General features: G+C 67.9%; 15 protein-coding genes. 6 read left to right on the forward strand and 9 right to left on the reverse strand.

Annotated features, from left to right (window positions below; genetic code table 11):
- Positions 1-13: 13 nt before the first annotated feature.
- Positions 14-448 (reverse strand): heavy metal-responsive transcriptional regulator, encoded by a 435-nt coding sequence (locus MF408_RS20225; protein WP_151578561.1) that lies wholly within the window; start codon positions 446-448, stop codon positions 14-16.
- 54 nt (positions 449-502) lie between these two features.
- Here MF408_RS20225 and MF408_RS20230 point away from each other — a divergent pair, with 54 nt between their 5' ends.
- On the forward strand, positions 503-802 hold the full coding sequence (locus tag MF408_RS20230; RefSeq protein WP_151578560.1) for a thioredoxin family protein: 300 nt from the start codon (positions 503-505) through the stop codon (positions 800-802).
- A gap of 247 nt (positions 803-1,049) precedes the next feature.
- The gene (locus tag MF408_RS20235) at positions 1,050-2,435 is read left to right on the forward strand and encodes an NAD(P)/FAD-dependent oxidoreductase (RefSeq protein WP_240249152.1); all 1,386 of its coding nucleotides are present in this window, start codon (positions 1,050-1,052) and stop codon (positions 2,433-2,435) included.
- Positions 2,436-2,724: 289 nt separating this feature from the next.
- Here MF408_RS20235 and MF408_RS20240 read toward each other — a convergent pair whose 3' ends face one another.
- The 6 genes from MF408_RS20240 to MF408_RS20265 form a co-directional block, all read right to left on the reverse strand.
- Positions 2,725-2,949, reverse strand: a complete 225-nt coding sequence (locus MF408_RS20240; RefSeq protein WP_240249153.1) for a hypothetical protein — start codon at positions 2,947-2,949, stop codon at positions 2,725-2,727.
- A gap of 478 nt (positions 2,950-3,427) precedes the next feature.
- Positions 3,428-4,129, reverse strand: coding sequence for a DUF305 domain-containing protein (locus MF408_RS20245; RefSeq protein WP_240249154.1), 702 nt, complete (start codon positions 4,127-4,129; stop codon positions 3,428-3,430).
- A gap of 67 nt (positions 4,130-4,196) precedes the next feature.
- On the reverse strand, positions 4,197-4,394 hold the full coding sequence (locus tag MF408_RS20250) for a hypothetical protein (RefSeq protein WP_240249155.1): 198 nt from the start codon (positions 4,392-4,394) through the stop codon (positions 4,197-4,199).
- 385 nt (positions 4,395-4,779) lie between these two features.
- Positions 4,780-7,161, reverse strand: coding sequence for a heavy metal translocating P-type ATPase (locus tag MF408_RS20255; RefSeq protein ID WP_275693249.1), 2,382 nt, complete (start codon positions 7,159-7,161; stop codon positions 4,780-4,782).
- Positions 7,162-7,227: 66 nt separating this feature from the next.
- Complete coding sequence (locus MF408_RS20260; protein ID WP_240249157.1) at positions 7,228-7,782, reverse strand: DUF305 domain-containing protein; 555 nt, start codon at positions 7,780-7,782, stop codon at positions 7,228-7,230.
- Positions 7,783-7,960: 178 nt separating this feature from the next.
- Complete coding sequence (locus MF408_RS20265) at positions 7,961-8,491, reverse strand: metalloregulator ArsR/SmtB family transcription factor (protein WP_224126685.1); 531 nt, start codon at positions 8,489-8,491, stop codon at positions 7,961-7,963.
- Between the two features lie 38 nt (positions 8,492-8,529).
- Between MF408_RS20265 and MF408_RS20270 the strand changes: the two genes are divergently transcribed.
- Positions 8,530-8,934: a four-helix bundle copper-binding protein gene (locus MF408_RS20270; RefSeq protein WP_224126684.1), complete on the forward strand. Its 405-nt coding sequence runs from the start codon at positions 8,530-8,532 to the stop codon at positions 8,932-8,934.
- Between the two features lie 516 nt (positions 8,935-9,450).
- On the opposite strand, the gene MF408_RS20275 is transcribed toward MF408_RS20270, so the two are convergent.
- On the reverse strand, positions 9,451-10,644 hold the full coding sequence (locus MF408_RS20275; RefSeq protein ID WP_240249158.1) for an ATP-binding protein: 1,194 nt from the start codon (positions 10,642-10,644) through the stop codon (positions 9,451-9,453).
- A gap of 292 nt (positions 10,645-10,936) precedes the next feature.
- The gene (locus MF408_RS20280; protein WP_240249159.1) at positions 10,937-11,131 is read right to left on the reverse strand and encodes a hypothetical protein; all 195 of its coding nucleotides are present in this window, start codon (positions 11,129-11,131) and stop codon (positions 10,937-10,939) included.
- An 869-nt stretch (positions 11,132-12,000) separates the two neighbouring features.
- Between MF408_RS20280 and MF408_RS20285 the strand changes: the two genes are divergently transcribed.
- From MF408_RS20285 to MF408_RS20295, 3 genes are read left to right on the forward strand one after another with little or no spacing between them, the layout of a single operon-like run.
- Positions 12,001-12,324, forward strand: a complete 324-nt coding sequence (locus tag MF408_RS20285) for a hypothetical protein (RefSeq protein WP_240249160.1) — start codon at positions 12,001-12,003, stop codon at positions 12,322-12,324.
- Positions 12,321-12,743 carry a MerR family transcriptional regulator gene (locus MF408_RS20290; RefSeq protein WP_240249161.1) on the forward strand — a complete coding sequence of 141 codons (423 nt, stop codon included), beginning with the start codon at positions 12,321-12,323 and terminating at the stop codon, positions 12,741-12,743. The genes MF408_RS20285 and MF408_RS20290 overlap by 4 nt, the downstream gene beginning before the upstream one ends.
- Entirely contained in the window at positions 12,740-13,024 is a 285-nt protein-coding gene (locus tag MF408_RS20295) for a hypothetical protein (RefSeq protein ID WP_240249162.1), read from the forward strand. The genes MF408_RS20290 and MF408_RS20295 overlap by 4 nt, the downstream gene beginning before the upstream one ends.
- Positions 13,025-13,146: the final 122 nt, after the last annotated feature.

The raw sequence follows: 13,146 nt of genomic DNA on the forward strand, positions 1-13,146 counted from the left end.
TCATGCGGCGACGCTACTCCTGGACGGTGGCACCCGCGCGTGATGGTGAGCGCGGATGGGCGATGATGTGGCAGATCGCCTCGTCAGAGCAGTCGGCCGGGTCCAGCCGACGGCTGAGCCTGATCAAGTGGCCGAGCTCCGCCTCGAGGGTGACCAGCTCGCGTTGCCGCTGCTGCACGTCGAGCAACTTCGCAGCGAGGAGGTCCTGCACGTGTCCGCACGGAGTGGCGCCTTCGCGGCGCAGGTCGAGGATCGTCGCGATCTCGACCAGGGTGAGACCGGCGGCTTGAGCGTTGCGGATGAAAGCGAGCGTGGCGAGTGTCGAGTTGTCGTACTCGCGGTAGCCGTTGGGGCCTCGATGCGGCTGCGGCAGCAGTCCCTTGCGCTCGTAAAAGCGGATGGTGGCGGTCGGGACCCCGACGGCCTCGGCGACTTCTCCGATGCGCATGATCTCACTGTACCGCTTGACCTTGTACCGCGGTTCAAGGTTTAGCGTCGGGGCATGGACATCACGCTGCTCTACTTCGAGGACTGCCCGAACTGGAAAGTCGCGGACGAGCGCCTGGCCCTGATCGCAGCCGAGCGCGGCGACGTGACGGTGACCCACCGGCTGGTTGAGACCCCGGAGGACGCCGAGCGCGTCGGATTCCTGGGCTCACCCAGCATCCAAATCGACGGCGTCGACCTGTTCGCCGAGCCCGGCGCACCCATCGGGCTGGCTTGCCGGAGATACCCGGTCCCCGGTGGCCACGAAGGCGCACCGACACTCGACCAGCTCCGCGGGGCGCTCGCCGATGCGTGACCGGATGGGCACTGTCGGACCAGTGGTCGCCGTCGTCGGCGCAGTCGGCATCTGTTGCGGACTGCCGGTGCTGCTGTCGCTGGGGCTGCTAGGTGCGGTGGCCGGCATGTCCCCTCCAGAGCTGGGCCCTGATCGGTGTCGGCCTCGTGCTCGTCGTCCTCGGATGGGTGACGCGGGTGCGGCGCCGGAGATGTCCCGCGTCAGACGTCAACGAGACCACCAACAACCCGCTGAAGGAGAACCACCGATGAGCGAAAGTTATGACCTGATCGTCCTTGGCGCCGGGATGGCCGGTGTGGCCTCTGCGAACAAGTCCGCCAGCCAGGGGTGGCGCGTCGCGATCGTCGACCCGCTGCCCTACGGCGGCACGTGCGCGCTGCGGGGGTGCGACCCGAAGAAGATCCTTCGCCGCGGCGCGGAGATCATCGACAGCGCACGTTTGATGGAGGGCAAGGGCATCGACGCGGGCGGCCTGTCGATCAACTGGGGCGACCTGATGAAGCACAAGCACGGCTTCACCGACCCGGTGCCGGAGAACATGGAGGCCGGCCTGAGCCGCCACGGCGTCGAGACCCTCCACGGCCCGGCGCGCTTCACCTCCGAGCGACAGATCGACGTCGACGGCACCCGCTACGACGCCGACCGCTTCCTGATCGCCACCGGCGCCAGGCCCCGCCCCTTGGACTTCCCGGGGCACGAACACCTGATCGACAGCACCGGCTTCCTCGACTTCGACGACCTGCCGCCACGGATCCTGTTCGTCGGAGGCGGCTTCATCTCTTTCGAGTTCGCCCACATCGCCGCCCGTGCCGGCGCGTCACCGGTCATCGTGGACCGCGGCGAACGACCCTTGAAGGGATTCGACCCCGACCTCGTCGAGCTGCTGGTCGCCCGTGGCGCCGAGGTCGGTGTCGACCTGCGACGCTTCACCGAAGTAGTGGCTGTCGAGCCGAACGGCCGCGGCTACATCGTCACTCTGGACCGGGCCGGAGTCCGCGAGAGCATCGAGACCGACCTCGTCGTCCACGGCGCGGGTCGTGTCGCGGACCTCGCCGGTCTTGCCCTCGACGCCGCCGGGGTGGAATGGGGCGAGCGTGGCGTGAGCGTCTCGGATCATCTCCAGAGCACCACGAACGCAGCCGTGTGGGCTGCCGGGGACTCCGCGGACACCGCGGGGATGCCGCTGACACCGGTGGCGGTCATCGAGGCCAAGGTCGCCGCCTCCAACATGATCAAGGGCACCACGGCCGCTCCCAACTACAGCGGCATCCCTGCGGCGGTGTTCACCATCCCCGAGCTCGCCCGCGTCGGCATGCTCGAAACGGAGGCTCTCGAGCAAGGCATCGACCTGAGCGTCCGTCATAACGACACCAGCGGCTGGTACTCCAACTACCGCGTCGGCGAGACCACCGCGGCCGCGAAGGTACTCATCGACCGGTCCACGGACCGGGTCGTGGGCGCCCATCTGCTGGGACCCGAGTACGGGGAGCTCATCAACATTTTTCGGCCTAGCCATCAAGCTCGGGCTCACCACCCGTCAACTCAAGTCGACCACCGCTGCGTACCCGACCGTGGGGTCCGATCTCGGATCCATGGTTTGAGTGCGTCGTTCCGGCCCGGGGCACCGAAGTAGGGCCTTGTGGTGGCACGCTCCGAGCGACGGTCCGGCTGTGGTCACGTCCGCTTGACGGCAAGCGGATGTGGTGCACCGTGGCCGCAAGCGAATCGACTCGCGGAGCGTGCCCAGCAGGATCCCCTGCCGGGACGACCTCGCCACAGAAGATCCGAGCGGACCAGATCGCCACTGGCGGTTCTGCTCTCGGAACGTCCAGGCCGGAGAGCGTACGTGCGGTGCCACTGGGGACAACCACCCTCAACGGTCCCTCCAGCGAGGTCGCGGACCACTTCGGCGTGGGCGCGGGTCATGGAAGGGTCAGCTCGATCTCCTGCTCGGGTTCGAGCTCGAGGTCGCCGGGGTCGCCGGTCACGGGGGCACCGTTGCTGGTCACCCTCACCTCCTCACCGGCGTTCGCCTTGACGCCACCGATCTGGGTCGGCGTCAGGGCGACGCCCCACTGGGTGAACAGCTGGCCGAGGGTGAACTTCTCCCCCGACGGTGTGGGCTTCGATGTGAATGGTGCCGTCACCTTCGTGGGTGTGGACCGCGGACATGGCGCCGGTATCGGGGTCGACGCCGATGTTGGGCGGGACGGGGACCGGCTGATCGTTGATGGTGATGGCCAGCGTGGGGTGGTAGTGCTCGGCGGTGCCCATCGGGCCGAGGTCGAGGCCGGCGGCGGCGACCCGCGCAGGAACGTCGCCGGGTGCTGGCCATGGCGGGAGCGAGATGTCATCGGGCTCAACGCCGGCGGAGCTCGACGAACTCGATCTGGTCTCGCTAGTGGCATCGGTGGCCGCCGGGTCCGTGCCGCATCCGGCGGCGATGAGGGTGAGGATTGCTGCGACGGCGGCGGCCGCCAGCTGAGCGGGGGTGGGTGTCTTCATGGAGGTGTTCCCTTTGCTGTGGTGGCGTGCCTCGGTTGGGTCGCCGGCGGCGTGCGGGACGTGGGGCACACGAACAGGGCGGACGCCACCGCCACGGTGGCGTCCACCTGCGCTGCGGGTTCAGGAGTCGAGGAGGCCCCGCATGATGTCGATCTCCTGCTGCTGGGCGTCGATGATCTGTCCGGCGAGGTCGACGGCGTCCTTGAATTGGCCGTCTTCCTGCTCAGTCTCGGCCATCTCAATGGCGCCTTCGTGGTGCTCGATCATCATCTCGAGCCACATGTCCTGGAACTCGGCGTCGGAGGCGTTCTCGAGGGCGTCCATGTCCTCGGAGGTCATCATTCCGGGCATGTCGTCGTGGTCCATGTCGTCCATGTTGTCGGACATGTCGCCCATGTCGTGGCCGGAGTTGACGTGGTCGCGCATGGTCTCGGGGACGTCTTCGCCCCACTGGGTGAGCCAGTCGGCCATGGTCTCAATCTCCGGGCCCTGGGCGTCGCGGATGTCCTCGGCGAGGGCCTGGACCTCGGGGTCGAGGTCGCGCTTAATGGTCAGGTCAACCATCGACAGCGCCTGGGCGTGGTGGGCGATCATGTCGCTCGCGAACGCGACGTCGGCGTCGTTGTGCTCGGTGGCGCTGACCTCGGACTGGCCGCCCGCGTCGGAGGTGTCGTCGCCGCAGGCGGTGACGCCGGCGCCGAGGACAAGGGTGAGCGCGACGGCGCCGAGGGCGCGCGTACGGGTCTTGGTCTTGATTTGCATGCGAGTTCTCCTGGAAGTCAGGTAGTCAGGTGGGGTGTTGCGGGCAGGCGGAAGCGGCACCCGGCCGGGACGCTGGTGTCGAACTCTGACGGTCGAGGTCAGCGGTGGCGGGCGGTCGCAGGGCCTGTCAGCACCTGATGACGGAGAACTGCCACTCATGGGGTGGCCCGGTGCAACGCACCCACCGCAGCGCCCGTACGCGGACGGCTGCGGGCATGAACGCCTCCGACTGCAGCGGCCGGAGGAAGCCCTTGGCGAGGAGCGCCAGCAGCGTGAGCGCTGCAGCGGCGAGCATGACGACGCACAGCATCACCATGCTCGCCATGCCGTGACCCGAGCCGGAACCAGCGTCAGCACTGACCTCAACGCTGGCCTCGGGGGCTGCCATCGAGGACTGCGTCGCGGCGGAGTGCGCGTGTCCGTCGTGCGAGTCCCCCGAGGCCATCGCCGCCTCATGGGCAGAAGTCATGGCCGCCGTACTCGTCATGCTCATCGTGCTTGAGGGCGTTGGGACCGTGGCGGCTGGCGAAGCGCCGTGGCTGGCCAGGGCATGCATGCCGAGGATGCCGACGACCAGGGCCGCTACGAGGGCGGCCACTGCGCTGCGGCCGGTCAGCCGCGCAGCCGTCCGCGCCCACAGGGAGTTGCGGGTGCGGCGGCTGGTCGCGGGCACGGGGCTCATCGGCTTCGATGGTACGGAAACACAGGAATCAGGGCAGCCGCTGGGTTCGCAACCTCAGGGCGTTGATGATGACGCTGACCGACGAGAGAGCCATCGCGGCCGCGGCGATGACCGGGGACAGCAGCCACCCGAACACCGGGTACAGCACTCCGGCGGCGATGGGGATGCCGGCGGTGTTGTACCCGAACGCCAGGACCAGACCGCGTCGGACGTTGGACATGACGGCATGTGAGAGCTGTCGGGCGTGGGCTATGCCGTTGAGGTCGCCGCGGAGCAGGGTGACTCCGGCAGATTCGATGGCGACGTCGGTGCCGGTGCCCATCGCCAGTCCGACGTCGGCTGCGGCGAGCGCAGGGGCGTCGTTGACGCCGTCTCCGGCGAACGCGACGACGCGGCCCTCGGCACGGAGTCGGTTGACGACGTCGGCCTTGTGGTCGGGCAGCACCTCGGCTTCGACCCGGTCGATGCCGAGGTCGGCGGCGACCGCGGCGGCGGTGACCTGGTTGTCACCGGTGAGCATGATGACCTCGATGCCCTCCTTGCGCAGCGCCGTGAGCGCGGCCGGGGTGGTGTCCTTGACCTGGTCGGCGATGCCGATGACGCCGGCTGGGGTGCCGTCGATGGCGACGAGGACGGCGGTCGCGCCGGTGCGGCGCAGCTTGTCGGCCTTGTCGGCCAGGGGCGCGGGGTCGATGTCCTGGCTCGTGAGGAACCCGGCGGTCCCGATAAGCACCTCGCGGCCCTCGACAATGCCGAGGACACCCTTGCCGGCGGGTGCGTCGAAGTCAGCGACCTCGGGCAGCCTGCCTGCGCTGGACTCGGTCCCGGCTGCCAGGGAGGATTGGGCCTTGTCGACGATGGCGCGAGCCAGCGGGTGCTCCGAGGCGTTCTCGACCGCGGCCGCGAGCCACAGCAGTTCGTCGGCGGTGTGCGTGTGGAAGCCCTCGGCGAGCTCGACGGCGACGACGGCGGGTTTGCCCTCGGTCAGGGTGCCGGTCTTGTCGACGACCACGGTGTCGACCTTCTCCATCAGCTCGAGCGCTTCGGCGTTCTTGATGAGGACGCCCATCTGGGCGCCGCGTCCGACGCCGACCATGATGGACATGGGTGTGGCCAGGCCCAGGGCACACGGGCAGGCGATGATCAGGACGCTGACCGCGACGACGAGCGCGTGAGCCAGCTTCGGATCGGGGCCTAGGAGCGCCCAGATGATGAATGCGAGCACGGCGACGCCGATGACGGCGGGTACGAAGACTGCTGAGACTCGGTCGACGGTGCGCTGGATGGGTGCGCGGGAGCGTTGGGCTTCGGCCACCATGTTCACGATGCGGGCAAGCATGGTGTCGCGGCCGACCGCGTTGGCGCGCACCAGCAAGGCGCCGGTCTGGTTGAGGGTGCCGCCGATGGCGTTGTCGCCGACGTTCTTGGTGATGGGCATGGACTCGCCAGTGACGAGGGACTCGTCGACAGCGGACTTGCCGTCCTCAACGAGCCCGTCGACCGGGACCTTCTCGCCGGGGCGGACGCGCAGCATGTCCCCGATCTCAACCTGGTCGAGAGTGACTTCCTCCTCGGTGCCGTCCTCACCGACGCGGCGCGCGGTCTTGGGGGACAGGTCCAGGAGGGCCTTGATGGCGCCGGAGGTCGCTTCGCGCGCGCGAAGCTCGAGGACCTGCCCGAGCAGGACGAGGGTGGTGATGACGGCTGCGGCCTCGAAGTACACCTCGACGGCCCGGTCCTCACGGAAAGCGGCAGGGAAGATGCCCGGCGCGACGGTGGCGACGACGGAGAACAGCCACGCAACGCCCGTGCCCATCGCGATGAGCGTGAACATGTTGAGGTTCCGGGTCCGCACCGACGCCCAGCCGCGGACGAAGAACGGCCACCCGGCCCACAGCACCACCGGGGTCGCGAGCACGAGCTGGGTCCACGCCGACGCGGTAGCGGAGATGTTGTCGTGCAGCCACGGGACGAGATCGCGGCCCATGCCAAGGGTCACGACCGGGATAGACAGGACGACTCCAACCCAGAAGCGGCGGGTCATGTCGCGCAGTTCCTCGGACGGGCCGGTGTCCGCGGTGACGATCACGGGCTCGAGGGCCATCCCGCAGATGGGGCAGGTGCCAGGGCCGTCCTGGCGGATCTCGGGGTGCATCGGGCAGGTGTACTCGACCGACTCGCCCTCACTCGGGGTCGGCTGCCCATGTCCTGGCTCGGTTGCATGCCCGGCGCGGCCGCCTGCGGCACGGTCCGGGAAGCCATGGCCGGTGTACTGGCCGGGGTCGGCGAGGAACTTGCCCTTGCAGCCGGCTGAGCAGAAGTAGAACTGCTCACCGCGGTGGTCGACCGCGTGCTCGGCCACGGACGGATCGACCTTCATGCCGCACACCGGGTCGGTGACCTGGTCCATCGTGGCGGCGTCGGGACGATGGGTGTGCGCATTCATGACTTCACTATACCCCCCTAGGGTATACGGTCAAGGCAGTTCGACGCCGAACAGGGCCAACATGGCAAGGGCATCACTGACATCATCGAGGCTGCTGGCGGCGGTTCCCTCGAAGCTCGGGACGGGACGCTGATCGGCTTCCTCCTGAGTGGTGGCCGGGCCGTTCTTCTCGATATCCTCGATCAGCCAGTCCATCTCCTTAATCTCCTTGCGCTGGGCCTTGATGATCTCGTCGGCGAGTTCTCGAACGCGAACGTCATCGATGTCGGCCCGCTCGCTGGTCAAGATGGCGATCGAGTGGTGCGGGATCATGCCCTTCATGTACGCCTGGTCGTCGACCAACGCCTGGGAACGCGAGAGGTACAGCCCACCTGCACCGAGCAGCAGCGCCACCGCCACGAGCACGAGATTGTAGGCGCGGTTCTTGTACATCATGCTGCGCATGAACGCGAACATCACCAGCGCCATGGCGCCGCCCATCAACAGCGCCATGTAGAAGCGCTCCTCGCTCCACCGCACGTGGTCAAAGGCGAAGACGTTGGAGTACATCAAGACGAACATCACCACCGTGGAGGTGGCGATCATCAGTCCGAAACGTACGTACATCCGCCGCTCATGGGCCTTGTCCCCCTTCTGCTGCTCGGGCTTCTCCCGGTCACTGGGCTCGCTGGCACCGGACGGCTTCTGCGTATGAGGCGATGACATGGGGATTGCCCTTTCCGATGGGGGTCAGTTGCGGTGGTTGATGTCGCTCAGCTCGGCGTCAGACGTCGTCGTCCTCGATTGGAGCGCGAGACATCTCGATGAGCTGACGTAGACAGTGCTGACGAAGCGGCTCGGGAAAGCCCTCTGCGAGCCGGTAGTACACGATCCGGCCCTCCTTGCGTCGTCTCACCAGCCCGGCGGTACGCAGCACCCGAAGTCCGTAGGAGACTGCGTCCTCGCTCACCGACAACGCAATGGCGAGGTCGCCCACACAAAGCTCCTCGACCACGTCAAGCGCGTACAACAGTCGTGCCCGGGTGGGATCGGCCATCAACGAGAGCACGCTGGTGAGCCGGTCTCCCTCCTCTGCCGACGGCAGGCGCTCGCGGGCCAAGGCAACCCGTCTCGGATCGACCGGGTGCTGGTGCCGGTCGCCGCCACCGGTGTTCTGGTCGGGCGCGTCTACGCGAGCGCGGACCGGATGGTCGTCAGTCACCCCGCGGAAGTACCCGATATCCGTGCGGCTATGCGGATGATGCTCGTCCGGTTGGGTACAGACGTCAGGAGAGCGGCGGATCAAGAGCACCATGCCGGGATGACCTCGCCGCCGTAACTAGAGGAGGAACCGTGGCTCACACCAAGATGCTGGAGGCTTACCCGAAGGACTTGGGCAACATCGACAAGGAAAAGCTGGCCGAGTGCATCGCGGCCTGTTTCGAGTGCGCACAGATTTGTACCGCGTGTGCCGACGCGTGTCTGTCGGAGGACATGGTCGCCGAATTGACCAAGTGCATTCGTACTGATCTCGACTGCGCCGACATCTGCGTCGCCACCGGGAACGCGTTGTCACGCCACACCGGGTACGACGCGAATGTGACCCGAGCGTTCCTGGAAGCCTGCGCGACCGCCTGCAAGGCATGCGGCGACGAGTGCGAAAGCCATGCCGACATGCACGAGCACTGCCGTATCTGCGCCGAAGCCTGCCGACGCTGCGAACAAGCCTGCCGCGACCTCCTCGCCAATCTGGCGTAGAGGTCGGTCCGGTGACCCTCGTGGCCATAGCTCCACGGCCGGGTGCGTTCGTTCCAAGCTGGCACAAGGGGTCCACCCGTAGGTCAGCGTGGGTCAGGCAGTCCAAACTACGACATACAGCACTGTCTCACCGAGAACCGGAATCATGATCGACGACGCGGGCCCCGGCTGACCGGGCCCGCGTCGCGGCCTCCGCCGCACACTTGGCCGGTCACTGTGCAGTGCAAGCGCGCCCAACATGCTCGCGGTCGCGGCGCGGCATCTGGGTTCCGCTCTACGACGTACTCGCGGGGACGCCTGCCCTCGGAGGTGAGGGCCCCATCACCGCATAGGGAACCGCCAACGGTGAACCCGCGGGGCCGACCCGATCGCCGCTACTCCTTCTCGGTGACGGCTCCAGATCTGGCACACGACATGCCACGTCCCCGGCTTCTCCGAACCTGAGTGTCCGCACACACTCGAGGACGTTGCGTATGCTCAGGTTCGTCGCAGAACCGTCAAGATTCGCGCGAACTTCTAAAGAGCTCCTGTCATCCGCGCAGTGGTGTCGAAGACCTCGAGCTCCGCTGGGTGCATCTGGTGCTGTACGACGAATGACCGGTGCTTGATCCGCCACAAGCCCTGGCCGGTGCCGAGCGTGGGGATGAGGGACTGCTCGGTGCCGGTGAGCCCGAGGGCCGCGGAGGTGGCGCCGAGCTGGTCGGACTCCTGGCGGTAGACGATCCGGGTCTCGGCGTTGGCCAGCAGGGAGGAGGCGAGGGCGCGCATCGCCGAGCCCTGGTCACCGACGTTGTCGAGGTCGGTGAGCTTGTGGAAGATCAGCATGTTCGCGATGCCGTAGTGGCGAGCGAGCCGCCAGTGAGCATCCATCCGCCGCAACAGCGCTGGGTGCGACATGAGCCGCCATGCCTCGTCGTACACCACCCAGCGCTGGCCTCCGGCGGGGTCCAGGAGTGCTGACTCCATCCACGCCGACGCGCAGGTCATCAGGACCGAGATGAGGGTCGCGTTCTCGGTGACGCGGGAGAGGTCGAGCGAGATCATCGGGAGAGTCGGGTCGAACGTCACCGTGGACGGCCCGTCGAAGAGACCCGCGAGGTCGCCAGCGACGAGCCGACGAAGGGCGTGCCCGACGAGGCGCCCGTCCTCGGTCAGCCGTCCGTCTGGGTCGTCGGTGCGGTCGGGCGTGAGCAGCCTGTCGACGACCATCGGTAGGACGGGTACGTCAGTGCCACGGACCGTTCGGTCGATCGCGATGTCCACCGCGGTGTGCTCCAGCGGGCTGAGGCGGCGGTCGAGCACGGTCTCGGCGAGCGCGCCGACGAGGTCGCGGCGGCGGGAGGCGATCTGACTGCCCCATTGAGCGTCGTCGAGACCGGTGGGGCGGTGGCCCTCATCGAGCGGGTTGAGGCGGTTGGGCATGCCGTGGCCGAGCGCGATGGCTCGGCCACCTACGGCCTCCGCTACAGCGGTGTGCTCGCCCTTGGGGTCACCGGGCACGTACACCCGCCGGCCGAAGGGGATGGATCGCGTGTAGAGACTCTTGGCGAGGCAGGACTTGCCGGAACCGACGATGCCGGCAAGGACGAGGTTCGGGGCGGTGATGAGCCCGCGGGCGTAGAGGATCCAGGGGTCGTAGACGAACGAACTGCCGGAGTACAGGTCCTGGCCGACGAAGACGCCCTCACTTCCCCAGACCGCCTTCGGCAAGGAACGGGTACGCGCCCGCCAGGGTTGCTGAGGTGTCCTGATGGCGTGGGACTCGGAATCGTCCGGGCGTGCGGAGGGCGGCCGGGCCGGCTTCGCCGGCGCGGGGAGTGTCACGGTGGCCCGCTTCTCCGCGGAGACCTGCGCAACCTTGTGCTTCGCTGCGGTACGCCGGGCTGCCCGGTCCGCGGACAGGAGCTCTCGCGCGGCAGACTTGCGGACCTTGCGATCGTGCCGACGCTCCCGGCCGGGGAGACAAGCACGGCTGAGTGGAGGCGACCGTCCTGCCAGCCGGTCACAGCGACATCCCTGGTTGACGCGATGAGCGCTGGACCAGCTCGAGCGACGGATAGTCGCGGGTGTCGTAGGCGATCGTCGCCTCGATCTCGTGCGCCCGGTTCACGCATTCGCCAACCTGGTGAATCATCTCGGCGGCGCGGTGAAGCTCCCAGGACTCCCCTGTACGACGCTGCTCGCCCGGCGTCGACATCGCCGTTCATCCACGCCTGCCTGCGAATCGGCCCATCGTGGAACTGGCCGAGCTGGTGCAGGGACTGGCTCAGCGAGGCGAGCGCGGAGCTGATGGACCCGAGTACGGCATAGATCGCGGTCGGGTCCTCGATCGAGCGCGTCGCGTGGGCGAGGCCGCGGACTGCTTCCCGGAGTTCGTCAGCGTCGGCGACCGGGTCGTCGAAGATAGGCATCGCTGGCTCCTCGGTCGATGGCTTCTCATCGGTGAGGTGCGCGGGTGAGTCCGCCGTGTCGCCGTGGTGGCGTTCGCCGGCCGACCTACCCTGTGGCGGTGGCCGATCTGACGGAGCCTTGCCCGAACTGCGACACCCTGATGCGCTGGGAGACCTCTCACGAGCGCTGCGACGGCTGCGGTTACATCCGGCCCTGCTGTGAGGGTGCTCCGTGTAACTGAGCCGGCCTACTCGTCGGCGGCGTCGCCGATGTCCCGGCGGCGGACACGGCGGCGCTTGCCGGTCTTGCGAAGCACGGGCCAAGGCTCGCGCACAGCACGACCGTGGCGACGGTTCTTGTGAGGCTTACAGAGCTGGCAGCCCTTGCGCTGCCGGTGAGGCGAGTTCGCCATGTCGACGACTCCGATCCGTGAACAACACCCGCCACGGAGGGCGGGGTTGGTGCGCGATCGGGGCCATGGAGGAAGGCTACGCCGGACGTCCGACACCCTCAGGGGAGCGAAAGACCCCGCAGGCGTCTCGGGTCACCTGCGGGGTCTGGGCAGAATCCTGATGCACACATCCATGGCTTGTCCTGGAAATCCGAGAACTGTGGCTATCTCCTGGCTGCGCTGGTCTTGCAACTTGTACGTGGGTACGGGTTTACCGTCGTCCCATGGAGACCTTGCTGAACACCGACGCCTGCACGATGCCCACCGCGAAGCGACCGCTGCGGCTCTCGGAGTTCGACGACCTGTTCGCCACCGCCGTTCGTGCCGTCGATCGCCACTACGGCGGTGTTCGGATGCATCTGACCGGCGCTGAGGGCCTGGCCGACCGGGTCCGCGACCTCGCCGCACGGGAGACCGAGTGCTGCTCGTTCTTCACCTTCACGGTTGAGGGCACCGATGTCGACCTCGTGCTCGACATCTCGGTGCCACCGGCTCGGCAGGAGATCCTCGACGCGCTGGCCGCTCGCGCTGAGGAGCTCTCGTCGTGAGCCTGCGGATCAACGAGGTCGCACAGGCGGCTGGGGTGAACCGGGAGACGCTGCGCTACTACGAGCGCCGGGGTCTCCTTGAGCAGCCCGACCGTAGCCCTGGGGGCCACCGGCTGTACGACGAGCGTGCAGTGCAGACGCTGCGGATCATCAAAGCCGCGCAACGTCTCGGCTTCACTCTCGACGAGGTGGCCGACCTGATCGAGGTTGGCCGCCGTCGGGGGCGTGACTCCGGGCTGCAGGCCCGCGCTCGCGCCAAGCTGGTTGAGGTGGAGGAACGGATGGCTGACCTGGCCGCGATCCGCGACAACCTTCGCGCCGCGCTTGATGCCGGGTGTAACGACCTCCATCAGTGCGCCACCAGCGACTGCTGCCCCCTGCCCTTTGTCGAGATCACCACCCGGAAGGCCGACGCGTGAACCGGAAGCTCAAGGACCGGCACCTCCTCGGTGCCGGCGCTGCCGCCTGCGTTATCTGCTGCGCCCCACCCCTCCTGGCGCTCTTAGGCATCGCGGGCGCCGGACTTGCCGCGACGCTGGCGACCGCCGTATTCGCCGGGTTAACCTTCGCCGCCGTCGTCCTGGCCGCCACGCTCCTCGGTGTTTGGGCACGCCGCCGCAGTCAAGGCACCGAGGCCTCGTGCGTCGAGGAAGGACCCGTCGATGTAGGGATCACGGTCGCCTCGCGCGATCCCCGCTGACCGTGCGCTGTGCCTGGATCGGGTGGAGCTCGTCAGCCCCAGAGTCGGCACACCCGGGGGACGCCGCCGGTGGCGACACCCTCGCGGAGGACTCGAACAACACACCGGGGTGCCGAGCCTGG

The sequence above is a fragment of the Nocardioides sp. TF02-7 genome (assembly GCF_022437945.1).
GTDB lineage: Bacteria > Actinomycetota > Actinomycetes > Propionibacteriales > Nocardioidaceae > Nocardioides.

Coding starts and splice junctions, on each gene's coding strand:
- MF408_RS20225 (WP_151578561.1), bottom strand. CDS start 448: ATGCGCATCGGAGAAGTCGCCGAGGCCGTCGGGGTCCCGACCGCCACC.
- MF408_RS20230 (WP_151578560.1), top strand. CDS start 503: ATGGACATCACGCTGCTCTACTTCGAGGACTGCCCGAACTGGAAAGTC.
- MF408_RS20235 (WP_240249152.1), top strand. CDS start 1,050: ATGAGCGAAAGTTATGACCTGATCGTCCTTGGCGCCGGGATGGCCGGT.
- MF408_RS20250 (WP_240249155.1), bottom strand. CDS start 4,394: ATGGCGAGCATGGTGATGCTGTGCGTCGTCATGCTCGCCGCTGCAGCG.
- MF408_RS20255 (WP_275693249.1), bottom strand. CDS start 7,161: ATGGACCAGGTCACCGACCCGGTGTGCGGCATGAAGGTCGATCCGTCC.
- MF408_RS20260 (WP_240249157.1), bottom strand. CDS start 7,782: ATGATCGCCACCTCCACGGTGGTGATGTTCGTCTTGATGTACTCCAAC.
- MF408_RS20265 (WP_224126685.1), bottom strand. CDS start 8,491: ATGGTGCTCTTGATCCGCCGCTCTCCTGACGTCTGTACCCAACCGGAC.
- MF408_RS20280 (WP_240249159.1), bottom strand. CDS start 11,131: ATGTCGACGCCGGGCGAGCAGCGTCGTACAGGGGAGTCCTGGGAGCTT.
- MF408_RS20285 (WP_240249160.1), top strand. CDS start 12,001: ATGGAGACCTTGCTGAACACCGACGCCTGCACGATGCCCACCGCGAAG.